At 40.8% G+C, this 24,948-nt stretch carries 25 protein-coding genes; 9 read left to right on the forward strand and 16 right to left on the reverse strand.

All coding sequences use genetic code 11. The annotated features are described in order from the left end of the window. Positions 1-47: 47 nt before the first annotated feature. Together E2R53_RS11475 and mgtE are read right to left on the reverse strand one after the other, a co-directional pair. Positions 48-1,901, reverse strand: coding sequence for a monovalent cation:proton antiporter family protein (locus E2R53_RS11475; protein WP_133311883.1), 1,854 nt, complete (start codon positions 1,899-1,901; stop codon positions 48-50). A 23-nt stretch (positions 1,902-1,924) separates the two neighbouring features. Continuing rightward, complete coding sequence (gene mgtE, locus E2R53_RS11480) at positions 1,925-3,292, reverse strand: magnesium transporter (protein WP_133311884.1); 1,368 nt, start codon at positions 3,290-3,292, stop codon at positions 1,925-1,927. Positions 3,293-3,614: 322 nt separating this feature from the next. Here mgtE and E2R53_RS11485 point away from each other — a divergent pair, with 322 nt between their 5' ends. Both E2R53_RS11485 and prpE read left to right on the forward strand, forming a co-directional pair. After that, positions 3,615-4,790, forward strand: a complete 1,176-nt coding sequence (locus tag E2R53_RS11485) for an FtsW/RodA/SpoVE family cell cycle protein (RefSeq protein WP_133311885.1) — start codon at positions 3,615-3,617, stop codon at positions 4,788-4,790. Positions 4,791-5,018: 228 nt separating this feature from the next. Continuing rightward, entirely contained in the window at positions 5,019-5,753 is a 735-nt protein-coding gene (prpE, locus tag E2R53_RS11490) for a bis(5'-nucleosyl)-tetraphosphatase PrpE (protein WP_133311886.1), read from the forward strand. 110 nt (positions 5,754-5,863) lie between these two features. Here the strand turns inward: prpE and E2R53_RS11495 are convergent, their stop codons facing one another. The 4 genes from E2R53_RS11495 to E2R53_RS11510 all read right to left on the reverse strand — a co-directional run bounded on the left by E2R53_RS11495 (position 5,864) and on the right by E2R53_RS11510 (position 8,797). Further along, positions 5,864-6,766, reverse strand: coding sequence for an RluA family pseudouridine synthase (locus E2R53_RS11495; protein WP_206197376.1), 903 nt, complete (start codon positions 6,764-6,766; stop codon positions 5,864-5,866). A gap of 21 nt (positions 6,767-6,787) precedes the next feature. Further along, complete coding sequence (locus E2R53_RS11500) at positions 6,788-7,582, reverse strand: NAD kinase (RefSeq protein WP_070879169.1); 795 nt, start codon at positions 7,580-7,582, stop codon at positions 6,788-6,790. Positions 7,583-7,603: 21 nt separating this feature from the next. After that, entirely contained in the window at positions 7,604-8,239 is a 636-nt protein-coding gene (locus E2R53_RS11505) for a GTP pyrophosphokinase (protein WP_165970963.1), read from the reverse strand. 174 nt (positions 8,240-8,413) lie between these two features. Continuing rightward, positions 8,414-8,797, reverse strand: coding sequence for a hypothetical protein (locus tag E2R53_RS11510; RefSeq protein WP_133311888.1), 384 nt, complete (start codon positions 8,795-8,797; stop codon positions 8,414-8,416). 190 nt (positions 8,798-8,987) lie between these two features. Here E2R53_RS11510 and E2R53_RS11515 point away from each other — a divergent pair, with 190 nt between their 5' ends. From E2R53_RS11515 to E2R53_RS23575, 5 genes are all read left to right on the forward strand, one after another. Continuing rightward, positions 8,988-9,599, forward strand: coding sequence for a CYTH domain-containing protein (locus E2R53_RS11515; RefSeq protein ID WP_133311889.1), 612 nt, complete (start codon positions 8,988-8,990; stop codon positions 9,597-9,599). Beyond that, positions 9,589-10,203 (forward strand): lytic transglycosylase domain-containing protein, encoded by a 615-nt coding sequence (locus E2R53_RS11520; RefSeq protein ID WP_286166153.1) that lies wholly within the window; start codon positions 9,589-9,591, stop codon positions 10,201-10,203. Before E2R53_RS11515 ends, E2R53_RS11520 begins: the two co-directional genes overlap by 11 nt. A 381-nt stretch (positions 10,204-10,584) precedes the next feature. Next, entirely contained in the window at positions 10,585-10,989 is a 405-nt protein-coding gene (locus tag E2R53_RS11525; protein ID WP_133311890.1) for a hypothetical protein, read from the forward strand. After that, on the forward strand, positions 10,986-11,867 hold the full coding sequence (locus E2R53_RS11530; RefSeq protein ID WP_133311891.1) for a ClpXP adapter SpxH family protein: 882 nt from the start codon (positions 10,986-10,988) through the stop codon (positions 11,865-11,867). Before E2R53_RS11525 ends, E2R53_RS11530 begins: the two co-directional genes overlap by 4 nt. Positions 11,868-12,208: 341 nt before the next feature. After that, positions 12,209-12,367 (forward strand): hypothetical protein, encoded by a 159-nt coding sequence (locus tag E2R53_RS23575; protein WP_286166189.1) that lies wholly within the window; start codon positions 12,209-12,211, stop codon positions 12,365-12,367. A 148-nt stretch (positions 12,368-12,515) separates the two neighbouring features. Here the strand turns inward: E2R53_RS23575 and pepF are convergent, their stop codons facing one another. The 5 genes from pepF to mecA form a co-directional block, all read right to left on the reverse strand. Continuing rightward, positions 12,516-14,333 carry an oligoendopeptidase F gene (gene pepF / locus E2R53_RS11535; protein ID WP_133311892.1) on the reverse strand — a complete coding sequence of 606 codons (1,818 nt, stop codon included), beginning with the start codon at positions 14,331-14,333 and terminating at the stop codon, positions 12,516-12,518. A 78-nt stretch (positions 14,334-14,411) separates the two neighbouring features. Further along, positions 14,412-14,570, reverse strand: coding sequence for a hypothetical protein (locus tag E2R53_RS23260; protein ID WP_165970964.1), 159 nt, complete (start codon positions 14,568-14,570; stop codon positions 14,412-14,414). Positions 14,571-14,634: 64 nt separating this feature from the next. Continuing rightward, on the reverse strand, positions 14,635-15,828 hold the full coding sequence (locus E2R53_RS11540) for a competence protein CoiA (protein ID WP_133311893.1): 1,194 nt from the start codon (positions 15,826-15,828) through the stop codon (positions 14,635-14,637). A 112-nt stretch (positions 15,829-15,940) separates the two neighbouring features. Next, positions 15,941-17,464, reverse strand: a complete 1,524-nt coding sequence (cls, locus tag E2R53_RS11545) for a cardiolipin synthase (RefSeq protein WP_133311894.1) — start codon at positions 17,462-17,464, stop codon at positions 15,941-15,943. 91 nt (positions 17,465-17,555) lie between these two features. Next, entirely contained in the window at positions 17,556-18,227 is a 672-nt protein-coding gene (gene mecA / locus E2R53_RS11550) for an adaptor protein MecA (protein WP_133311895.1), read from the reverse strand. Between the two features lie 321 nt (positions 18,228-18,548). Between mecA and E2R53_RS11555 the strand changes: the two genes are divergently transcribed. Further along, complete coding sequence (locus tag E2R53_RS11555; RefSeq protein ID WP_133311896.1) at positions 18,549-19,223, forward strand: TerC family protein; 675 nt, start codon at positions 18,549-18,551, stop codon at positions 19,221-19,223. A 34-nt stretch (positions 19,224-19,257) separates the two neighbouring features. Here E2R53_RS11555 and spxA read toward each other — a convergent pair whose 3' ends face one another. Beyond that, positions 19,258-19,659 (reverse strand): transcriptional regulator SpxA, encoded by a 402-nt coding sequence (gene spxA, locus E2R53_RS11560; RefSeq protein WP_133311897.1) that lies wholly within the window; start codon positions 19,657-19,659, stop codon positions 19,258-19,260. Positions 19,660-19,940: 281 nt separating this feature from the next. Then, the gene (locus tag E2R53_RS11565; protein WP_070879182.1) at positions 19,941-20,519 is read right to left on the reverse strand and encodes a GNAT family N-acetyltransferase; all 579 of its coding nucleotides are present in this window, start codon (positions 20,517-20,519) and stop codon (positions 19,941-19,943) included. Positions 20,520-20,639: 120 nt separating this feature from the next. Between E2R53_RS11565 and E2R53_RS11570 the strand changes: the two genes are divergently transcribed. Beyond that, positions 20,640-20,825: a hypothetical protein gene (locus tag E2R53_RS11570; protein WP_375142483.1), complete on the forward strand. Its 186-nt coding sequence runs from the start codon at positions 20,640-20,642 to the stop codon at positions 20,823-20,825. 751 nt (positions 20,826-21,576) lie between these two features. Here the strand turns inward: E2R53_RS11570 and E2R53_RS11575 are convergent. From E2R53_RS11575 to E2R53_RS11585, 3 genes are all read right to left on the reverse strand, one after another. After that, positions 21,577-22,707 carry a putative glycoside hydrolase gene (locus E2R53_RS11575; protein WP_286166190.1) on the reverse strand — a complete coding sequence of 377 codons (1,131 nt, stop codon included), beginning with the start codon at positions 22,705-22,707 and terminating at the stop codon, positions 21,577-21,579. Between the two features lie 242 nt (positions 22,708-22,949). Further along, on the reverse strand, positions 22,950-23,888 hold the full coding sequence (locus tag E2R53_RS11580; RefSeq protein ID WP_133311898.1) for an ABC transporter ATP-binding protein: 939 nt from the start codon (positions 23,886-23,888) through the stop codon (positions 22,950-22,952). Positions 23,889-23,891: 3 nt separating this feature from the next. Beyond that, positions 23,892-24,935 (reverse strand): ABC transporter ATP-binding protein, encoded by a 1,044-nt coding sequence (locus tag E2R53_RS11585; protein WP_070879184.1) that lies wholly within the window; start codon positions 24,933-24,935, stop codon positions 23,892-23,894. Between the last annotated feature and the right edge of the window lie 13 nt (positions 24,936-24,948).

Genomic DNA, 24,948 nt, shown 5'->3' on the forward strand with positions numbered 1-24,948 from the left:
TACATGTCCATCATATCATGCTGAAAGAAACTTTCAAGTCAAAACTTTCAGCTTTTATGGAATTCAAGCTCTTGTCTGAGCTCATCCACATATTCAGCTGATCCAGTCAGAATCAGCAGATCTCCGCGTTTCAGCTCTGTATCGCCATGCGGCACAATCGACTCATTTTCCCTGAAAATACGGACAAAAATAACGTCACCTGTAAAGGGAAAACTGCGAAGCACCATGCCATCGTAGCTTCTGTTGTTCAATTTTATCTGATACAGCGCCGAATCGTTATGAGTCAGAATTTTCATGATGCCGGGAGCTTCAATAAGAGCTCTGAGCAGAGTTTTTGTAGATAGCAGGACAGAGAAAACATCGATTCCCTTTGCTCTAAGCTGTTCATCCAATAATGGTGACGAAATGCTTGCTATTACCCGGTCAACTTCAAGCTCTTTCGCAAATAAGGAAATTTCCGCATTCGCATCTTCATCTCCTGTAGCGGCAATCAGGATATCTGCATTGAAAACACCTTTTGACTGAAGCGTTTCAATCGAATAATCTTCAAGGTACTCAATTTGAAAAAGGGATTCAGCGATCTGCTGTTCATTTTTATCAATATGAGTATGATACACCGTTGTTTCATACAGCTTCGGATTTAACTCGCGCGTTACTGGAAGAGTCATCTGATTGGCTCCAATGAAAGCTACCTTCAGCTTCTTTTTCTCAGACAGCTGTACAGGGAAAAGCTTCTTAAACCCGATCGGAGTAAATATACACGTCAGGACCGCTGTTAAAATGAGCGCCCCGGACATTTGCGCATCAATCACATTCACTCTTTCTCCAATAGTAGCTGCCGCAATAACAAGGGACAGAGTTGACGTCAGCAAAAAGCCTGATGCCAGAGTTGTCTTTGTGTCATACCATCTCTTCAGTAAATAGATCGGCACAATTTTAGAGATCAGCAGGGCGATAAACAGCAAGGGAATCAGCATTAGAATCTTAGAATCTTTAAACAGCGACCAGATGTCAAGTTCGACACCAACCATGACAAAGAAAATCGGGATCAAAAAGCCGTATCCGAAGGAATCCATTTTATGAACCATTTCTTTGTTCGGTGAAAGCAGGGAGACAAGAACCCCCGCTAAGAAAGCTCCTAATATATTTTCAGCCCCGATTGTTTCTGATAGAGCAACAAGGACAACAATCAGGGTGAAAATCGCTCTTGTCCCAATTTGAATCGTGCCTTTTGACAGAGTTTCAATAAACGACCTGCTTTTAAAGGTTTTGCCGAGGAAATATAAAGCAATTCCAGCGCCAAATAGCACTAACAGCAGCCACGTATTCGTATTTTCTCCGCCATAAATCGATGCAAAGACGGCAAGTAAAATCATCGTCACTAAGTCGGCGATGACTGCAACAAGCAAAATAATTTGTCCAATGTTGGATTTCATAATGCCCGCATCCTTCAGTGTAGGAACGACCACACCGAGCGATATCGTAGAAATGATCAGTGTCATCAAGAAAGCATTTTCGATAAAACCAAGGAATACAAACAGATACGATAAGAGCAGAGACAAAATAAAGATGCCTACAAACACAAGGAAAGAAACGGCAAACGTATTTGGCGCTTCTTTTCCGCTCGGCAGCATTTCTTTTTTCCGGCCGCCGATAAAAGCGGTGAAATCAATTTCAAGTCCGCTCAAAAACATAAGAAAAATAAATCCGAGCATGGATAGTGTTTCAAGCCACATATCCTCCTGAACCAGATGAAATCCGCTTTGACCGATAATAATCCCCATGATAATCTCGGCCACTACAACAGGCATGACTTTAATTTTAAAGCGATGCAGCAAGAGAGGGGTTATAAAAGCGGCTAATAGTACGATAACAAGTGATGAAAAGGAAGCTCCATGCACAGTATTTCCCTCCTAACCTGAATCTAGATTAAATATTGCATGAACAAAGTTGCCATGCCAAAATAAATAAGAATGGAAATAATATCATTAATCGTTGTAATAAACGGGCCCGATGCCACCGCAGGGTCAACCTTCAGCCGGTGCATCACAAGCGGGACAAACGCCCCGGCGATTGTGGCAACAGTCAAGGTTGCCAGAATGGAGATGCCTACAAGAAGTCCTAAAAAGAAATCATGCTTCCAGAAATAAACGACACCAATGACAAGAAAACCGCACACGGCGCCATTTATAATCCCTGTACCAGCTTCTCTGGCGATAATTTTTAAGTTGCCGCCCTCTTCAAGATCACCCATTGCAATTCTTCTGACGGCAACTGCAAGTGCCTGAGTTCCAGTATTCCCTGCCATTCCCGCAATCAGCGGAATAAATACAGCTAGAATGGCTACTTTATCAAGCGTTTCTTCAAATTGGCCTATTAAATTAGCGGTTAACATTCCGAGGAATAATAGAATGACCAGCCAAGGCAATCTTTTTTTAGCCGCTGACAGCGGCCCCCTGTCTATAGAATCCACATCTGATACCGCTGCAAGCTTTGAATAGTCGTCAGATGCTTCTTCATCGATAACATCGACGATATCATCAACCGTTATGATTCCCAAAAGATGATTCTGAAAATCAACTACAGGCAGAGCAAGGAAATTATAATCTCGCATTTTTCTTGCTACATCTTCTTGATCTTCGCCGACGGATACCGAAAATACCCGTTCGCTCATAATCTCGCCAATCATGAGATCATCGTCGCTGACGATTAAATCCCGCAGGGAGATTACGCCTACAAGATGCTTATCTTCATCGATGACATAAAGATAGTAAATGGTCTCTGCGTCTGGTGCTTCATGCTTTAAAATATGCATGGCAGATTTAACGGTTTGATTGGCAATAATGGCGATGAATTCAGTCGTCATGATACTTCCTGCTGTGAATTCTTCGTAATGCAGGAGTTCACGGATTTCCTGTGCAGCTTCATCATCCATTATGGTCAGATAGCTTGCTACCTGATCTTTATTTAATTCATTAAGTACATCTACCGCATCATCCGCGTACATGTGCTCAAGCATTTGGGATGCAAAGCGCGGATCCATTTCGGATAGGTACATTTCGTAATTGTACTCTTCGTCTTCTATATTCTCAAAAAGTGCAGCCATTTCTTCTGGAGACAAGTAATGATAAAGCTTTGTCCGCTCCTCCTGCTCAAGCTTTACAAAAATTTTCGCCTGATCATATGGATGCTGCTCCAAAAACATGTAGCGAAACCCTTCAAAGTCTTCATTCTCCAAAGCTGTTACTAATTTCGCTGCTTCAATCTCCAGTTTTTCTCTTTCATCTGACATCAAGTGTCTCCTCCTTCCCCAACACGTTCCTATATTAAAGCCTAGACATCAAAATGTCATCAAATTGTGATACATTTTATTCACCTGCATAAAACATGCACGGCACTAGCGTTTGCGCTCTGTACAGACGTTTTTTCCTTGTGATAAGGTAGCATGTTTTGCGATGTTTTACAAATGAATCCTTTGCAAATTCATCAATTTTCGCTAAGATTGATAAAGTGAAACATCAATCAGAAGGAGTTTATTCTCCGCTGTTTATTTGTTCAGAATTTAAAAAAAGATTTTATTCCATTATTAGTTTTTTTATAGAAAGGGATCCATTATGAACACAGATAAATCCCCACAGCAGCAGTTAGACTACACACTTATTTTTATCATGTTTTTAATGGCGCTGACCAGTGCCATTGCGATAAGCAGTGCCCAACCTACTCTACCCGAAAAATTGCAGAATATAAACTTTGCCTTTCTTCAGCTTAGATGGTACATCATCGGTATTATCGCAGTCATTGGAACAATGGTCATTGATTTTGACCGGTTCAAACAGCTCTCATGGTATTTATATGGATTTGGGATGGTTTTGCTATTAGGGCTTGAAGTCCTGCCGCCGCCGCTTGTAGAGCCGATTAAAGGCGCAAGAAGCTGGTATACTCTCCCTGGCATAGGTAATTTCCAGCCTTCAGAACTTATGAAAATATTTATGATTATTGTCCTGAGCAAAATTATCACAGATCATCGCGAAAAGTACGCCTCCAACACGGTCAGAGATGACTTGTTCCTTTTAGGTAAAGTATTTGCAGCAGCGGCACCTCCCATACTTCTGCTGATGAGACAGCCCGATACTGGGATGACAATGGTCTTTTGCGCCATTATCGGATCGTTAATTATTGTTTCGGGTGTTAAATGGAAGCTCATTTTCAGTTTTATTTTATCCGGTGCCGGAATTGCCGCTATAGGCGTATTCATTTTTTTCACCTTTCCGGATTTCTTCAACAAGTACATTTTAGACACCAATTCTTACAAACTGGATCGTATTTATGGCTGGCTTAATCCATATGAATATTCAAGCGACATCGGATTTCAGCTGATCAAATCCCTTCTTGCCATCGGATCGGGTGAGCTTTACGGAAAAGGCTATCAGCAGCTAGAGGTTTATTTGCCTGAGGGTCACACAGACTTCATTTTCGCGATTATTTCTGAACAATTCGGATTTATCGGCGGCAGCATTGTGATTTCTCTTTTCTTCCTTCTCATCTACCGGATGATTCACATTGCCCTTGAGAGCAACGATCCCTTCGGAAGCTTCCTGTGCACAGGAGTCATTGGCATGATTACGTTTCAGGTGTTTCAAAACGTCGGCATGACTGTCGGCCTCCTGCCGATTACAGGACTGCCCCTTCCTTTTATCAGCTATGGGGGAAGTTCTCTTGCAACCTATATGATTGCCATTGGCATTGTGTTAAATGTCAGATCACGGACGAGAAAGTATATGTTTGATTAAGAATAGCTGAACCGACTGGCCTGGGGGCTGGGAGGTATTAGCTACAAATTAAAGCACAATCTCCATATTTTCCATCATCTTAATGAAACCCGTTTTTATAACGGGTTTTTTCTATTATCCTGAATTCTTTTGTTTCATTATTGGAACGATGAAAGTATATGATATTTTTGATTCTTTAAAGATATCTGCTATCATTTTAGAAAAAGAGACAAATGAGGACGGGTTTAGATGAAAATTGATATTATCGGTGACATTCATGGCTGTTTTGATGAGTTTTACGAACTTACGGAAAAGCTCGGATATGCTTGGAAAAACGGGTATCCTGTGCACAGCAGCAGAAAACTTGCTTTCGTAGGAGATCTTGCTGACCGGGGACCACAATCTATAAAAGTAATTGAGACCGTTATTAAAATTACAGAAAATCAAGCAGGATACTACGTGCCTGGCAACCACTGCAACAAACTTTACCGCTACATGCTCGGAAACAAAGTCCAGGTTGCACATGGTTTAGAAACGACTGCCGCAGAACTTGAAGCACTGGAAGAAGATGAGCGTAAAAAAATCTATCAAAGCTTCATGAAGCTCTATGATCAATCCCCTCTCTATCAGGTCCTGGACGCAGGCAGACTTGTCATTGCCCATGCAGGAATCCGGGCAGACTACATAGGAAAAACGCACAAAAAGGTAAAAGAATTTGTCCTTTACGGGGACATAACCGGCCAGACAAACCCTGACGGCACTCCTGTAAGAAGAGACTGGGCCAAGCTGTACAAAGGAAAACCGTTTATTGTCTACGGTCATACACCTGTGCGCGAAGCAAGATTTGTCGGCGATACAGTGAACATTGATACTGGAGCGGTATTTGGAGGCTATTTAACAGCACTCAGGTATCCTGAAAAAGAGGTTGTCTCAGTCAAATCATCCTTGCCTTATGACGAATCCAGATTCCGGGAGATGGATTGAGGAGCCTGATATTTGTGTGAGAGTAAATTTACGTGCGATACCACAGGAATTTTTTGCAGAGACTCTAGGATGTTTTTGAAAATAGCCTGTTAAAAAGACTCATGCTGTTCTCAGCATGAGTCTTTCTTATTTACCGCCGATTGAATATCATCCGGCAAATCAATCTTGAAGTTCATTTCTTTTTCCAGCAATGGATGAAAAAATGACAGTTTTGCACTGTGCAGTGCCTGCCTTGGAATAAATCGATGACTGCCCCCATATAGGCTGTCGCCGCATAGCGGATGGCCGATGTGCGCCATATGAACTCTTATTTGATGAGTTCTTCCCGTTTCAAGTTTCAGGGAAACGAGAGTATTGCATTCTGAATACGCAATAACCCGGTAATGGGTTACAGCGTGCTGGCCGTCATCTCTCACGGTCCGTTCAATAATGCTGTCCTCTTTCCTGCCTATTGGGGCAGAAATGGTACCCTGTTTCTCTTTCACTTCCCCTTCAACCAAAGCAAAATAGTTCCGTTTAATTTCCCCCTGCTTTTGCTGGGATGAAAACAAGGAATGGGCAAAGCGGTGCTTAGCAACAAGCATTAGCCCTGAAGTATCCTTATCAAGCCGGTTGACTACATGAATAGTTGCAGCTATCTCTTTTTCTTTGTAATAAAATAGCAGCCCATTTGCCAGCGTCCCTCCAGGATGCTCACGCGAGGGAATGGTAGGAAGGTAAGGCGGCTTATTGATGACAAGACACCATTCATCTTCGTACACAATCTCAAAATCAACTTTTTCAGGCAGCATGCCTGCACTTGGCTTTTCTACAGGAAAAATGACCTTGAGGACATCCCCTGCCCTAAGCTCAAAACGGACGGTTGCATGTTCATCATTAACTAAAATGCTTCCGCCCCCGAACTTAATATCAGTTAAAGCGCGCTTTGAAATATTCTTTTCCTTAAGATAATCCCGGATGAGCATGCCGGCTTCAGCAGCAGGGATCGTCCATGTTAATTGAAACGCGTTCACCACGATCTTCCTTTCAGAATCCTACTCCGAAATAAATGAGTCACGGACTCTCTTCCAGAATGGAAACGGCCTGAATCTCGCAAACCTGATTTTTTCATTGGCAACGCGGCATTGAATCGATTTTACATCCTTATGCAGAAGCGTCAAATGATCAATCGTGATTTGAAAATCAACATCATTTACAGGCTTTAATAAACAAGTATGATGGTCCGGCAAAATTAGAGGCGAGCCGACCGTTCTGAATACCCGGTTATTGATTGAGGCCATCTCAGCGACTTGAATAGCAGGAATGGATGGGTGCAAAATAGCGCCGCCAAGAGCCTTATTATATGCTGTACTGCCTGATGGTGTAGACATGCAGAGACCGTCGCCGCGGAAGGTTTCAAAAATTTGGCCCTTGATTTCAACATCCATGACAAGAGAGCCTTCAATCGCTTTGACAGTACATTCATTTAATGCAAGGTAGCGGGCTTCCCGTCCGCCGTCATTATGTCTGATAATGACTTCAAGCAGCGGATATTCAACAACCTGATAAGGTGTTTTCGCAATCGCAATGACAAGCTTCTCAATTTCATCAGGAACCCAGTCTGCGTAAAAACCGAGATGACCAGTATGTACACCAACAAATGCCGTTTTATCAAGCCTGCTGCGGTAACGGTGAAAAGCATATAAAAGCGTGCCGTCTCCTCCGACTGAAATGACAATATCAGGCTTATCCTCATCGTATTCAAGATGAAAATCCATTAAATAGGCTTTCATTTTATGCATTAGTGTATTTGAAACGGTATCTCCTTTAGATGTGACCGCAAATTTCATAACAGCATGCCCCTTTATTCATCATTTATCTTTCGTTTCTGTTTTCCTTGAAAAAATGACTTGTGCATCTCTTATTTCTCCGCGAATCTTTGACATCTCTTCATCTAAAAGAAAAGCTGCTTCCGCTGATCTTTTCAGCCTGATTTTAATGTCTTCGGGGAAATTCCCGCTGTATTTGTAGTTAAGAGAATGTTCAACTGTTGCCCAGAAATTCATCGCAAGCGTTCTGATTTGAATCTCCACCAGAATACTTTTTTCACCTGATACCGTTTGAACAGGATATTTGGCAACTACATGATAGGAGCGGTATCCGCTTGCTTTTTTCTGTGAAATATAATCACGTTCCTCAATGATTTCAAAATCATTCCGCTGTCTGAGCATGTCGACGACAAGTTTTATATCATCTACGAACTGGCACATCATGCGGATGCCCGCTATGTCCTGCATTTCAGTCTCAAGAGCATCTAAGGAAATATCTTTGCGCCTTGCTTTATCAAGAATACTTGCAATCGGCTTAACTCTTCCTGTTACAAATTCAATCGGCGAATGGCTGCCTTCTAGTTCATATTGCGATCTTGTGCCTCTGAGCTTCACTTTCAGCTCATCAACCGCCTGGTGATACGGTGCTAAAAAAACTTCCCATTTTCTGCCGATCATAGCCTTCCCCCTCGTCATAAGAAAAGCGCAAGCGCCCGTTTAGCTCCTAGGTATTCTGCAAAAAAGTCCGTGTCTTGAATTTATTGCGGATTTGTTCTTGCCTGGGAGTCGGGCAGCTCCGCTTGCCATCAATACTCAAACTTTTTTATAAATAAACAACATGCTTTTTATGTATTAGTCATTTAAGCCAAATGTCTCAACGACTTTCTTTTCCATTTCTTCGCCGTAGTTTGCATTATCTTTGATATTTTCCAGCAGATAGGATAATTCTTCATGGATATCTGTCAGTTCAATCGTTATACCATTTACATTAAGATCTATAGGAATTTCGCTGTCTAATGCCGTTTTCAGCTGCGGCCAAACCGCTGCCGGCAAATTGGTGTAGATAAAGTCTTCATGATGATCCATTATGTAAATAAACGCTAATTGATCGGAGTCAACCAGCACTTGGCCCGTTGCAGTCAAACCGCTTAAATCATCCTTTTCAAAGGGCTGCGCTTTTAGTATCATTCTTTCTTGATCAAGTACTGCTTCATTCACTTCAATTCTTCGTTTCATAAAAATCTCCTTCCAAATCAATTCCACGTCTATTTTATCATATTCCCCTTATGCATGATAAACATTGAAAACCGGATTTTTAATTGTAATAATAGAATAGAAAAGCGGAATCGCCCGTTTAGCTCCGACAGAACATAGAACACACAATCATTTGTACTTTTTATCTGATAACCGAAAGGAATTCCATAATATGACCCAGGAAATTGAAATTGAATATAAGAATCTGCTTACGAAAGAAGAATTTTCCCGGCTGGCTGATTTTTTTCATATTGCTGATCATGACTTCAAACACCAGGACAATCACTATTTTGATACGCCTGAATTTCATCTTAAAGAGCGCGGAGCTGCCCTTCGCATTCGCTTTAAAAACGGCAGGTACGTCCTTACACTAAAAGAACCTGCACCTGTCGGCCTGCTTGAAACTCACCAGGAAATCACGGCAGAGCAAGCGTCAGAGCTTATTTCATCAGCTTCTTCTCTTCCAAAAGGCAAAGTTTTAGAACAGATTCACTCACTCGGAATTCATTCTGGAAACATTTCCTTCTTTGGAACTTTATCCACAAATCGAGCAGAGAAAACCTATAAAAATGGCTTAATTGTTCTTGATCACAGCCGATATATAAATAAAGAGGATTATGAGATTGAATATGAAGTCCTGGATGCAGAAGAAGGACTTCTTGCTTTCCGCGAACTGCTCGCTTCCCAGCAGGTTCCTTTGCGCAAAACACCAAACAAAATTAAACGTTTTATGACCATAAACGTGAGATCGATAATGAGAAGGAGCTTTAAGAGTGGAAATTAATCATATGAAAGCAATGATGCAGCTTCAGGCTTTACGCAGCCTGTCCCAAACGGATACAGATGATACTGCTGGGTCCTCTTCTGTCTCCATGTTCAAAGAGATTTTCCAGTCTTATGTTGATGGACAGACAGATGATGTCCTGCCCCAAGTTAAGCAATCAGCTGTTCCTTTGACAATGCCGCCGGCAAATATAAGTGTCCGAATTCCCTCTTCTGAACCGGGGGAAAGCAAAGAAATTGACAGCATCATTTCTGAAATGGCAGCTAAATACAGCGTGGATGAAAAACTGATAAGAGCTGTCATTTCCCAAGAGTCCAGTTTTAACCCAAATGCAAGGAGTGCAGCAGGTGCTTCGGGACTTATGCAGCTGATGCCAAAAACGGCTCAGTCTCTTGGTGTCATCGATTCATTTGACCCCGCTCAGAATATAGAAGGCGGAACAAAGTATTTAAAGCAGATGCTCACAAAATACAACGGCGAAATTCCGCTTGCACTTGCAGCCTATAACGCAGGGCCGGGAAATGTAGATAAGTACGGCGGCATTCCTCCGTTTAAAGAAACCCAAAACTATGTAAAGAAAATTACTGCTTCTTATTTTGCTTAAAAAAAGAGCCGATTCAAAAGCGATTAACGCTTTGAATCGGCTCTTTTTCATTTCATAGAACACATGTCAGGACATATACTAAGAAAAGCGCAAGCACCGTTTAGCGCAGGCATGACAGATTAAGGATTCTGCCAGTAAAGACGCTTTTTGCCAATACTTTCGGATCCGTTCTGGCCAAGGAGCCTGAGCGACTCCGCTTGCCATCGAAGCGCAAAATTTCATACTTCTTATCTTTTAAAAAAGCACCTATCGCCTAAATCCAGTTTGGCTTATATAATAAGAACATACTGATCGAGGATATCTTTTCAAAGCAGTTTGTTTGAGCAATGGCAGGTCAATTGTTACAATAAGCTTATCTTATCAATAAAGGAGATCACAGGCATGGCTGATCAATTTGCAACACCATATGAAGCGATTGGGGAAGATGCACTTTCGCAGCTGGTTGATGCCTTCTATCATAGAGTGCACAAGCATCCTCTGCTCTCTCCGATTTTTCCTGATGATTTGTCGGAAACAGCTAGAAAACAAAAACAATTTTTAACGCAATACTTAGGCGGACCGTCTTTATATACAGAAGAACATGGACATCCTATGCTTCGGGCAAGACATTTGCCCTTTCAAATTACGCAAGCAAGAGCCGAGGCGTGGCTATCCTGCATGGAAGAAGCGATGGAAGATTTAGAGCTTGATGAACGATTTCGGGTATGGTTTTTTGAGCGGCTGGAACTGACAGCCCAGCACATGGTGAACACCCCAGATGAAAAATCTGAGGGAGCTCCGCAATGATGATTCAGCACAGTGAGAATCAAAAATCCGCTCCATTTTTCTCTCACTGTCAAGGCAATTCAAAAAAACCGCTCGAAATCTATATGTTCATTGATCCTCTCTGCCCTGACTGCTGGGCACTTGAACCGATCATCAAAAAACTGCTGATTGAATATGGAAGATTTTTCACCTTAAAACCTATCATCAGCGGACGAATTAAAACGCTCAACCAGATGAAACGGAAAAATCCGGCTAATCTTGCACAGGCATGGGAAAAAACAGCCAGTTTAACAGGGATGTCCTGTGATGGAATCCTCAAGTCTGAAAGTTCAATTTCATCTCCATTTGCAGCTTCGCTTGCGATAAAATCGGCAGAGCTGCAAGGGCGAAAATCAGGAATACGCTACTTGCGCAAGCTTCAGGAAGTCTTATTTCTTCAAACGAAGAATATTGCAGAAGAAAAAGTTCTTGTCGAAATAGCAAAAGAAGTCGGCCTTGATACGGAGGAGTTTGTAAAGGATCTTCATTCTGCCAGTGCTGCCAAAGCGCTGCAATGCGATTTGAAAATTTCTGCTGAAATGGACGTTCAGGAAAACCCTACACTCACTTTCTTTAATCAGAATGTCGACCAGGAAGGACTGAAAATCAGCGGATATTATCCATATGAAATGTATGTAGGCATCTTATCAGAAATGCTTGGCGACGTTCCAAAGCCATCTCAGGCTCCGCCGCTTGAAATCTTTTTAAGCTATTTTCAATTTGTTGCTACAGCAGAGATTGCATCCGTTTATAATTTAACGGCAGAAGATGCTGAAAAAGAAATGAAAAAGTATTTGCTTGCTCAAAAGGTTGAGCGCGTACCGGTGAAGCATGGTACGTTCTGGAGATACATTGGATAAAAGAAAAAAGATCCGGTACAGGGAATTGTACCGGATCTCTTTCTTTTTAATTGAAAACGTTTACTTTCTTATTCTTAAAAAGACTCCGCACGGGTAATACGGAGTCTTCTGTATGTCTTAACGACAACAAAGGGGATGGGAGAAATTTTTCACGGTCAAACAAAGGGGTAAATGTTTGTTTGTGATTAATTTCACATCTATAATATATCAGATATTGTCGACTTATGACAACCCATAGAAATTCATTTCACAAATTTGTCACAAACATAAATACAGGATGTCTTTCATATTTTTTAGAAAGGACAAACAAGGAGGATCTAACATTGAAAAACAGCCTTCCTCTGATTATCAGTACCGCTCTGCTATTTATTAGTTTCTTTCTTAATATACTCGGATTAATGGAGATGTTTCCATTGCTGATATCTTCTCCGCTTTTGTTTATAGCTATTTTCGTGACACTTTATTTGGTGAATCACCGGAAAACATTTAAGGGGTTTTGAAGCTGGTTTAACAACAGCATAGCAGTGTCTAAACTTTTGATCAGCTCTTTCCAGCAGAGTTTTTTTGTTAGTTCTCGCAGCCTCACCCGCTTTCCTCTACGAAGAAACAAAAAAAGAATGCAGCCCCGCATGGCTGCATTCTTCTTATTTACTCTGACAAAAGCTGTTCCATCTCATTCAGCTTCTCTTCAAATACCTTCAATGCTTCTTCGATTGGCTGCGGTGATGTCATATCCACGCCCGCTTTTTTCAATACTTCAATCGGATAATCCGAGCTTCCTGATTTCAGGAACTCCAGATAGCGGTCGACCGCAGGCTTTCCTTCTTCAAGGATCTGCTTGCTGAGTGCAGTTGCCGCACTGAAACCGGTAGCATACTGGTACACGTAATAGTTGTAGTAGAAGTGGGGAATTCTTGCCCATTCAAGGCCAATTTCCTCGTCTACTGCCAAGTGTTCGCCGAAGTATTTTTTGTTTAGATCATAATAAAGCTTCGTTAATAGATCCGGTGTCAGCGGTTCGCCTTCCTGCGCTTTTTTATGAATGGTATGTTCGTACTCAGCAAACATTGTTTGACGGAACACTGTGCCTCTGAATCCTTCTAGATAATGATTCAAGAGATACAGCTGTTTTTTCTTATCATCGATCGTTTTTAGCAGATAGTCATTCAGCAATGCTTCGTTGCATGTAGAAGCTACCTCTGCTACGAAGATTGAATAATGGCCATATTGATAAGGCTGGGATTTTCTTGTGTAATAACTGTGCACTGAGTGGCCGAATTCGTGAGCCAGTGTAAAGAGATTATTCACATTATCCTGCCAGTTCATTAGGATATAAGGGTTTGTGCCGTATGTTCCTGATGAATAGGCACCGCTTCTTTTTCCTTTGTTTTCATGAACATCGACCCAGCGGTTTTCAAAGCCTTCATTTAAGATTGCCAAGTAATCTTCACCAAGCGGAGCAAGCCCTTTAAGCAAATAGTCTTTTGCTTCAGCATATGGGATTTTCATTTTCACGTCTTTCACTAGCGGTGTGAAAAGATCGTACATATGAAGTTCATCAAGGCCGAGCACTTTTTTACGGAGCTCAATGTACTTATGAAGCAGGTGGAGATTATCGTTGACCGTTTTAACGAGATTCTCATACACTTCTTCAGGAATATTATTATTGCTGAGAGCAGCTTCGCGTGCTGATTGATACTTTCTTACCGTTGCGTAGAAGTTATCTTTTTTAACCGCTCCGCTAAGAGTGCTTGCAAATGTGTTCTTGTATTTATCATACGTGCTGTATACAGCTTTAAACGCATCCTGTCTAACTTTGCGGTCTTCGCTTTCTAGAAAGCGGATATAGCGGCCGTGGGTTACTTCTACCTCTTCGCCGTCCTCATCTTTTATAGAAGGAAATTCAAGATCTGCATTATTCAGCATGCCGAATGTATTGCTTGATGATCCCAATACATCTGAAGCCTGCGCCAGCAGGGCTTCCTGCTCTGCAGATAATACGTGCGGGCGCTGGCGGTTAATTTCATCCAGCGTATGACCGTATACCTTAAGCTCTTCTTTTTCATTTAAGAAGCTTTTGATTTTTGTTTCGTCCATGGATAAAATCTCTGGAATGATGTAGGATGAAACACTGCTTGCCTGTGTGTACAGATTTGAAGCACGGTCATTTAAACCCTGGTAGTGGGAATCTCCTGTGTCCTGGTCATATCTCATGTGGGCATATGTATAAAGCTTTCCTAACCTTTCCATTACAGCATCCTGATATGTAAGTGCTTCTAGAAAAGCATCTGCTGATTCTCCAAGCCTGCCCTTGAATTCACCAATTTTAGGCAAGGCAGCTTTCACTTCTTTAAACTCTGCTTCCCAGGCTTCATCATTTTTAAAAATATCTTCTAGTCTCCATGTATCTTCAACAGCGATATCACTTCGTTTAGGCAATGTTTTTACGGCTGTTTGTTCTGCCATAATTATCGAAATCCCCCTTTAAACATGATTACCCCAATAATATTCTATATTTTCTTGCAAATCAATCTAAGAGTCTTGCTAATTTCCCTGCATATCAGACAAGTCCTGACGGCTGTCGACATCCTTCTCTCCATTTTCGCGCATCGACTTCGTCATCAGCCATGCAATGGCTCCTGTGCTGACAGCTGTCAAAGTATAATCAAACAGATTGCTTTTCCGTCTTTTTTTATAAAACATCTTCATTCCTCCATTCGTAATCTCTCTTCCATAGGTTGCTTCGTCCTTCCGCTGTTCATTCAAATCATTTAGATTGAGCAAATAGCTCTATAACCATCTCATCTCTTTTTAATAAATCAGCAGATGAACTCTGCCATGTGATTTCTCTCTGTTTGACATATTTGTTTTTATGAACACGCTGAAGCAGTCCCATGTGTGATAATGTTTCTAAATATTCAAGAATAGGTGCACCAATAGGAAGCATTTTCAAATGAGAAAGTTCACGTACATTAATGGATGAGTCCGTCCTTATTTCCCGGGTCACTTCTTCAAGAGTAAAAATCGTATGTTTCTGAATTTGATCTATGAACAATAGAATCTTGGTTTGCCAAAAGTAGATGCGGGAATCAAACAGATAGCCCGTATTGATTGGAAGAAAAGCTTCAGGAGGAATGTGGGATAGTGGAATATGCTTTTTTTCATAAAGTTCTTTCTGAAGTAATATCAGCTCAGGCGGAAGATGGAAAGCAGGTTTTAACCGATGTGATTTGATGAGGTGAATCCATTTTGAAAGATGAGGTTTAATGGAGTTTGTTTTTGGACATTGAAGATCAGAAATAGAAGTTTGATTTAGCGGCAAATATCTTGGAATAGCGAAGAAGATTTGTTTTGAAAAAGGAATGAGATGTTCAAGTATGAGGAATGCCTGCATTTCAGAGCAGTAAGTATAGATAGATGGCGGATCAAGCGGAGATTCGCATGTTCTTGTAAACAGCCATTGAAAAGGAGAAATGCGAAAGGTGTGACTGCTTAATCTTGCCGTTTTTTTAGCGCCTAATATCCACATAGTCTCAATACCGGCTTGTTTATATCGGCTGGTCCGTTTTGAAAAAAGAGCAGCCGGAATGACTGAGCATTGATATTCAATAGCTGTGTATCTTTTTCTATTTTTAAAGAAGACATCGGGACGCTGCGAGATACTTGGCAGGTACTGTTCAAGCTTGGCACTTAGTACACTTTGTCCCTGCAGCCATTTATACAGCTGGAGCTTTCCATTCAGGTGGTACTCGCTTTCAGGCTCTGTTTCTATGGTGCATGCTTTATTTTTTTGGTGAGCAAAATGAGGAACTTTAATGCTTCCGATCTTTAAATCAAGCGGATTTTCACATACAGGACAGTAAAATGTTTCTTCCCTTCTTTCTTGCATGAGGATCGTTGCATCCCACTGCTTTTCCCAAAGGTTCATCATCGTTCCTTTGCCGTTTTTGGCAATTAACATAGCTTTTCATCAGCTCCTATCATATGATTATCTTCTTCATTATATACAAAATTTTCACTATTGCGGAATTAAAAAAGACACACCGTTTTTCGACACGGCATGTCTTTTCTTTTTATAGCAGAGGTGAAAGCAGTCTGGACATTGATTCATAAAGCTTATGCCTGAAAGGACGTTTATTAAATTCATCCATGATAATTTCATGCGATACTTTAAGATCACGCTCATACTCATCGACAAGCTTTTGTGTGCTTCTTGTCCGGTAAAGAAAGGCATTTACTTCAAAATTCAAATGGAAGCTTCTCATATCCATATTTGCTGTTCCTATAGATGCAAGTTCATAATCAACAATCACAATTTTGCTGTGCATAAAGCCTTCTTCATACTCGTAAATTTTCACACCCGCTTCAAGCAGTTCCAGGAAATATGACCTTGAAGCATAAAAGACGATCTTTTTATCAGGCCGCTTTGGCACAAGCAGCCTCACATCCACACCGCTTAATGCAGCTACCTTTAAGGCTGAAAGAATATCTTCATCAGGCACAAAATAAGGAGAGGCAATCCAGATGGAATCTTTGGCGGATGTAATCATCGAGAAGAACAGATTCTTAATGACTTCCCATTTATTATCAGGACCTCCGGCGATGATCTGTACGCCGCCTTCATGCTCTTCAAGCTGAACAGATGGAGTCATATATTCCTTCTTCACAATATTTTCGCCGGTCATGTAATACCAATCCTGAAGAAAAATCATTTGCAGCGTGCGGACAGCTTCGCCCCACACCATTAAATGAGTGTCACGCCAAAACCCGAAATATTCGTCCTTGCCCAAGTATTCATCACCGACATTCAAACCGCCGACAAACCCGACTGTTCCATCGATGACGATGATTTTTCTGTGATTGCGGAAATTGACTTTGTTATTTAAAAAAGGCATTTTAACTGGTAAGAATGAAACAACATCAATGCCTGACTGCTGCATTTCTTTAATGTACGTTTTTGATAATTTCCAGCTTCCGACCGAATCATATAAAAAGCGAACCTCTACGCCTTCTTTTGCTTTCTTAATCAAAGCATCTTTTAGCTTGTTGCCGACCTCATCGTGTCTGACTATATAATATTCAAGGTGAATGTGATGCTTGGCCTTCTCTATTTCACCGAAAATATGACCAAATGTCTCATTGCCATTCGTCAATGCTTTCGTTCTTGTGGCAAAAGAGATGGGAGTATGTCCAAGGCGGTGGGCAAGATTAAAAAGCATTTGCTGATGGTCGCCCATTAAATCAATTCTATCTTCATAAGTCGATTGATTGCCTTCAATTTCAAACATGATTTTTTCATCAACCAGCGCTTTTCGGTCAAATAACTTCTTCTTTCTCACATTGCGGCCAAATACAAGATAAAACAAAAAACCGATCAGCGGAAAACTTCCAAGGACAACAAGCCATGTAATCGTTTGAGATGGTTTGCGGTTTTCAAGGAATATGACAAATCCGATAAAAATAATTGAAAAAGTAAAAAGTACAGTTGTAGCAGTAATCATCCATTCACTTGAAATACTGCCCGTAAAATTTTGAATGATGTAGATGGAAAAACCAATAATAATGGCAAATAAGAGCACTCGAACCGTATTTTTCATGTTTTACCCCTGACTTTTATAATGGTTCTGTCATAATAGGAATGCTTAAAAAAGCCGATTTCAACAGCATGAAATCGGCATTTTTTCCTGTTTAGCTAAAATGTTTCTTCACAACGTCAAGAGCTTCATCCGCAATAATTTCCTTGCCGTATTCGGTGACGCGGTGAATCGTCATGCGCGATTCTTGTCCATACTCGAGTATGATACTAAGCATATTCTCAATGTCTTCATCTGAGTGCTGCTCATCAAACTCTACATACAGATAGTAGTTTTTATCCAGTGAGTACAGTGAATTGACAAAGCCGCTCACAGGAACTTGGGCTAAAGCAATAATATGTTCAAAATCATTAAATTTTATCAAGAATTGCAGCTGCTGCTCTTCTTCCTCAGCGGAACCGTCCGATTTGTCATCAAGATCATCATTAAAGTGCTGATCAAGAATAGACTCGATGTTCTCATCGACCGGCAGCTCCTTCATTTTATCCTCTGACAATGGAAGCTCAATCTTCTGACCGTCTTTTGAAAGCTGAGCTCTTGTGACAATGACTTCTAACCCCTTATCGAGAGCCTGAACCTGAATCCACAGCGGCCCTTCCACCATGAAGTCTTCCTCATCGTGGACTTCATCCATCATTTCCCAAAAAAGCTCTTCACTTCTTTCGCGGTTGTACCAGATTTCATCTCTGTCAAAACCGCGTTCTTCTATATCAAGATATGAAATATAAAACTTTACGGTATATTCATTAATACGTTCTATCTCCATCTTTACAACCTTCCCTTCTATATATGATGTTGAAGGGACAACTAAACCCCTAAATAAGTTGCACTTTTCTACACTTTACCCAAATCAGCAGCTATTTAATCGTCAGCGCAACGCATCATTAGCTTATAAAACTTGTCTTGAAAATGAGACTTGCCTTTCAAGATTCTTGTACTCCTATTTTATGATAAAACAGCTCCGAATGAAATAAAAAAACCTTGAATTTACAAAAACAGTTATTTACCTATATAGAATGGCTCATAAATCAAAGATCTCTTCATATATATGGTACGAGCAGTCTATAACAGGGAAAGAGGTACTTAAATGGAACAGGAATTTCTCATGTCTTTGATTATGATTATCGGCATTGATTTGCTCCTTGGAGGAGATAACGCGATCGTTATTGCAATGGCAAGCCGAAATCTTCCTCCTAAACAGCGGAAAAAAGCAGTTATTTTAGGAACGGTTTTCGCAATCGGGGTTCGCATCATGCTTACTTCCGTAGCTGTCTACTTGTTCCAGATTCCTTTTGTACAGCTGATTGGCGGAATCCTGCTCCTCTACATCGCGTATCATTTAATTGTAGGAACGCAGGAAAAGGAAGGAGAAATTAAGAGTCATCATTCATTGAGAAAAGCCGTTCAGACAATTGTACTTGCTGATATGCTGATGGGAATGGATAATGTCATTGCAGTTGCGGGGGCGGCTAACGGCCAGACGTTTCTGGTCGTCATCGGACTGTTAATCTCAATTCCGATTATGATTTGGGGCAGCAATATCATTCTGAAAATATTGGATAAATATCCTGCCCTCATTTATATCGGAGGAGGAATGCTTGCTTATACCGCAGGCAAAATGATCATCCATGAACACAAGCTCGCACCAATCTTCCATACTCATCCAAGCATGGGTGTTATGCTCCCTTATTTGCTCATTTTATTTTTAATCCTGGCAGGCATGATTTATCAGCGCATCGAAAAAAACGAAAACCTTCCTTAATAGATAAGGAAGGTTTTCTATGGGTTATGATTCATTAACTGAAATTCACTAAACGCTGTGCTTCACGCAGCTGATATGTGCGAACTTTTCTAGGCAAGAAGCGTCTGATTTCATCCTCATTGTACCCGACCTGCAATCGCTTTTCATCAATGATGATAGGGCGTCTGAGTAAGCCTGGGTGCTCCTGAATCAGATCATAAAGATCTTGAAGAGGCATTGTTTCAACGTTCACGTTCAATTTTTGAAAGATCTTTGAACGAGTTGAAATAATTTCATCCGTTCCATCTTCAGTCATGCGCAAGATTTCTTTAATCTCATTAACTGACAATGGCTCAGAAAAGATATTGCGCTCTGTATATGCTATTTCATGTTCTTCTAACCATGCTTTTGCTTTACGACAAGAAGTACAGCTTGGTGATGTATATAACGTTACCATAAACCTTTCACTCCTTTTTGTGTAAAATGAGCAGACTGCTTATATTAGTAATTAGTATTACTTTATGTTTAAATTGAAAGAACTACAATTAAGTAATATCTATAACGAATTATACTATAGAAAAGTAAGTAAGTATATACTTTTTAAATACAAATGTTTGACAAAACAGTTACAATTCCGAAAAAAATCGACGGATTTTATTTACTATTTAATCAAACTTCCTCTAAAATCTGTTCTTTCAGGTTCATCCATCACTCAGGATGAGGCAATCTGATTCTCAATTAATCCAGGCTATCGAAGATATCTTTCTGCTTATCCTGATCCTGCATGGATAATACTTCCTGGACATCCTGATATTCTTTTCCGTAGATTTCTTTATCTTTGTAAGTATGAATCATTAAGTATGTTTTTTTCATGGCTTCATATATTAATTCTTCAGAAGCATCTTCAGGGGACCAATAAAGAATTTCCATTGCATTCACTTCGTTTGTAGCAAGCGACTTTCTTCTGTATCCAATTGATTTTGCATGCTGAAACCCTTCTCGCTGATAGAACTTTAAGCGCTTGCCCGTATCAAGAATATCTTCATCCACGGGTTCCACCTCTAGAATAATCGGTTTTCCAATCTCTTTTAAATTTGAAATCAGCTTATGGCCTAGACCTTGTCCTCTCGCTTTTTTCGACACAAACAAGTAGTCAATAAAGATGAAATCTTCTAATTCAGCATACATAAGAACATGATGTTCTCCTTCATCTTTATGATAAATATCACCCCGCTCTTTCAAGAGAGTTTCGATATGTTCTTTAGACTTCATTTCCTCGATAGGAAAATATTGATTTAACTTCTCATACCAATTCATTGACCCGCTCCTTGCACGTTTTTAACGTTCGTTTCTTTCTAAATTAGATATACCCTCTTTCCTTAGTGTTAAACATAAGCTACTATAAAATTATAAGTAAATAATGGGATGGTGAAGATTTTGTTTGAATATGCGTTCGATTTTCTGCTTGTTGCTGCTTTGGTCATTGGAATAACAGCTTTAATGGGAGTCATAACGAATGGAATCGGAGAAACCATCTTCAGCGGAAAAAAGAAAAATGAAAACGTTGAACACACTTTAAAAACGCAGGCAGGATGGCGAAAAGTCGGCGGCAGGCGGAGATAGTATTTAATGAAGGAAACCGGTCTTGATGACCGGTTTTTTTGTTTTGGATTTCATGTGAAACACTCTTAATCTAATGCAGGATCATTAATTTTGAGGAATCACATTATGCAGTTAATTATGGGGAGGCTGCGCTGGGGTCCCCTGAGGGAAACATTTAAGTCGGTTCTTTCTCTAAAAAAGGACTGAAATTGAGGTTTGTGGAATCATAGACCTCCTTTGAGGACACTTTTCACACTGAATCACGTCAAAGTGGAATCATAGACCTCCTTTGAGGACACTTTTCATGCTGAATCACTTCAAAGTGGAATCATAGACACCCTTTGAGGACACTTTTCAAACTGAATCACTTCAAAGTGGAATCATAGACCTCCTTTAAGGACACTTTTCATGCTAAATCACGTCAAAGTGGAATCATAGACCTCCTTTGAGGACACTTTTCATGCTAAATCACGTCAAAGTGGAATCATAGACCTCCTTTGAGGACACTTTTCAAACTGAACCACTTCAAAGTGGGATCATAGACCTCCTTTGAGGACACTTTTCACACTGAACCACGTTAAAGTGGAATCATAGACCTCCTTTGAGGACACTTTTCATGCTAAATCACGTCAAAGTGGGATCATAGACCTCCTTTGAGGACACTTTTCAAACTGAACCACTTCAAAGTGGGATCATAGAAAAAAACGGATACTGAAATGCGCTGCATTTCAGTACCCGTTTTTTCTGTATTTTGCTGTACTCTCTTATTGCATCAAGGCGTGTAATCTACGCCTTTTGTATAGTTATTTCCGGCATTCCAAAGAAGGTACTCTTCTATCCCCTGATCATTCAATGCCTTGATTTGGGCTTCTACATCTTCTTTTCCGTACTTTTTGTAGTTTCCGCTTCCGAGCCATGAGGCTGTGAAATCCTGAAGCCACGGGCGCGATACGGGTCTTGTTTTCAGTTCATCAAGCTTTTTGTTTTCAAGCTTTGCATATTCAGTTATGAGTTCGTAAGGTTTTAAGTCGGGCTTCGCAATGCCGAAATAGGCCGTCCAGTGACTTGGATAAATCATGGATGAGATGACATCCACATGGTCTGAGATTTTGGTGAAGTTTTGGCCGATACCTGGTGCTTCAGGCAATGTCGCTGTATATCCAAAGATATCAACGGACGTTTTAACGCCATAAGGCTTCAATTTTTCTCTAGCGTATTCAACAAAATCCGTTACAGCTGTTACTCGTTTTTGAACATTGTCTTGCTTTGAGTCTGTATAATCCCCGTGGCTGTATTTTAGCGTGGCATCTTTGTTTTCGAACCCTTCAGGGAAACGGACGTAATCAAATTGAATTTCCTGAAAACCGAGCTTTGCGGCTTCAATGGCAATCTGAACATTGTAATCCCATACGTCTTTAACAAATGGGTTTACAAATGATTCTCCGCGCCCGTTCTTCCAGACACTGTTTCCGTCTTTATATGACCATTCCGGTTTTTTATTTGCAAGAACCGAATCCTTAAAAACAACAACTCTCGCTATCGGATAGATTTTCTTTTTCTCAAGCTCTTTCAGCATGGCGCGCGGATCTTTTATGTATTGTTGACTAATATCGTAATAAGGAGACGCGGGGTCAGGGCGATAAGTCAAATTCCCGTAATCATCTTTCACATCAATGACCATTGCGTTTAAATCCGTTGTATCCATCAGCTTTGTCAGCTGTTCAAACTTGCTTCCTCCGGCAGAATGTCCTGTTACATAGATTCCTCTGATTGCATCTGGATATTCAAACTTCAATCCTGAATCAAATACAAAACGGGGCATCGAATCCGGCAATTCTTTCTTTTGATACACAAGTTCTTTACTATTGTGTGCAGAGGCAACTAAGCCTGTGTCTGCCTGCACCTGATAGCCTGCTCCAGCTGCGGCAATAGATCCTGCTATCAGGAATGCAGGTACAATCTTTTGAAAAAAAGCCACGTTTAACACCCTCCATTTGCTGATCTCTCCTCATTATAAATGAAAAATCAGGATGTTCATACATGTATTGGGACTTATTTTGACAATTTTCTACAGCTTTCCGCTTTCATTTCTCATTCTTTTTACACATAAAAAAAAGTGATCTCAGTCAATGAGATCACTTTGCATTACTTCGCGTATAAAGTTTTGTACTGCTTGTATTCAGCTTCTGAACACATAACGAAATGGCCAGGTTTTACTTCACGGAACTGCGGCTCATCTCCTTCTGTATACTGATGCTGGGCTGGATCGTATTTCTTTCTGACACGAGTGCGCTCATAATCAGGATCTGGAAGAGGTATAGCAGAAAGCAATGCTTGTGTATAAGGATGAATCGGATTGTTGTATAGCTCTTCTGCATCTGCAAGTTCAACCAGCTTGCCAAAATACATAACACCGATGCGGTCGCTGATGTATTTTACCATTGAAAGGTCATGGGCAATAAATAGATACGTAAGGCCTTTTTCTTTTTGCAGTTTCTTCATTAAGTTTACAACCTGTGCCTGAATGGACACATCAAGTGCAGATATTGGCTCATCTGCAATAATGAAGTCAGGATCTACTGCAAGTGCACGCGCGATTCCGATACGCTGGCGCTGTCCGCCGCTGAATTCATGCGGAAAACGGTTAGCATGCTCCCGGTTCAGACCTACTGTTTCAAGTAGCTCGTACACTCTTTCCATCCGCTCTTTATCTGATTTTGCCAAACCATGAATATCAATTCCCTCGGCAATAACGTCAGATACTTTCATGCGCGGGTTTAAGGAAGCGTATGGATCCTGGAAAATCATCTGCATTTTGCGGTTAAAAATTTTCAGCTCGCTTTTTGATTTCTTACCGTGAACGTTTACACCATTAAATTTCACTTCACCGTCTGTAGCATCGTATAAACGGATAATTGAACGGCCGGTTGTAGACTTTCCGCAGCCTGACTCACCAACAAGTCCAAGAGTTTCACCTTTATAGATATCAAATGAAATATTATCCACTGCTTTTACTTCATTTGCTTTTCCTATATTAAAATGCTGTTTTAAATTTTTGACCTCAAGAAGTTTTTCTCTTTCCATTACTTACTTTCCCTCCTTCATTTCAGGGAACTTGCGCTGACGAAGCTTTACCGCTGCAGGCGGTTCAACCTTTGGTGCATCAGGATGAAGCAGCCATGTAGCAGCATAATGTGTATCTGAAACTTTAAACATTGGCGGCTGCTGTTCTAAATCAATTTGCATGGCATATTCGTTACGCGGTGCAAAAGCATCGCCTTTTGGAGGATGCAATAAATTTGGAGGCGTTCCAGGTATTGCATACAGCTCCTGATCTTGCGAATCAAGGCTAGGCATTGAACTGATAAGGCCCCAAGTGTACGGATGCTGCGGATTGTAAAAAATCTCATCTACCGTTCCAATTTCAATGATTTTTCCTCCGTACATAACCGCTACACGATCAGCAACATTTGCTACTACTCCAAGATCATGTGTAATGAAAATGATTGACGTGTCAATTTTCTTTTGAAGATCCTTCATCAGTTCAAGAATCTGAGCTTGAATCGTAACATCAAGAGCGGTAGTAGGCTCGTCCGCAATTAACACTTTCGGATTGCAAGCAAGCGCGATGGCAATAACAACCCTCTGTCTCATACCGCCCGAGAACTGATGAGGGTATTGTTTGAAGCGCAGCTCAGGTTTTGGAATTCCAACAAGACGCAAGAGGTCAATCGCTCTTTCCTTTGCCTGTGCTTTGCTCATATTCTGATGCTTTACGATCGGCTCCATGATTTGCTTTCCAACAATCATTGTCGGATTCAATGAAGTCATTGGATCCTGAAAAATCATAGAGATATCTTTACCGCGGATTTTCTGCATTTGTTTATCAGACAGTTCCGCCAAGTTCTTTCCATTAAAGAGAATTTCACCTTGTTTGATTTCAGAGTTGCTCTCAGGCAATAATCTCATGATGGATTTTGTTGTAACAGATTTACCGGAGCCTGATTCTCCTACAATCGCCAGTGTTTCCCCTTTTTTCAAGTCAAAGTCCACACCGCGAATGGCTTGTACTTCTCCTGCAAACGTGTGGAACGAAATATGCAAATCTTTTACTTCTAATATTTTTTCCATCTTAGGTCACCTG

This window comes from Peribacillus frigoritolerans (assembly GCF_004358755.1).
Lineage (GTDB): Bacteria > Bacillota > Bacilli > Bacillales > Bacillaceae > Bacillus_P.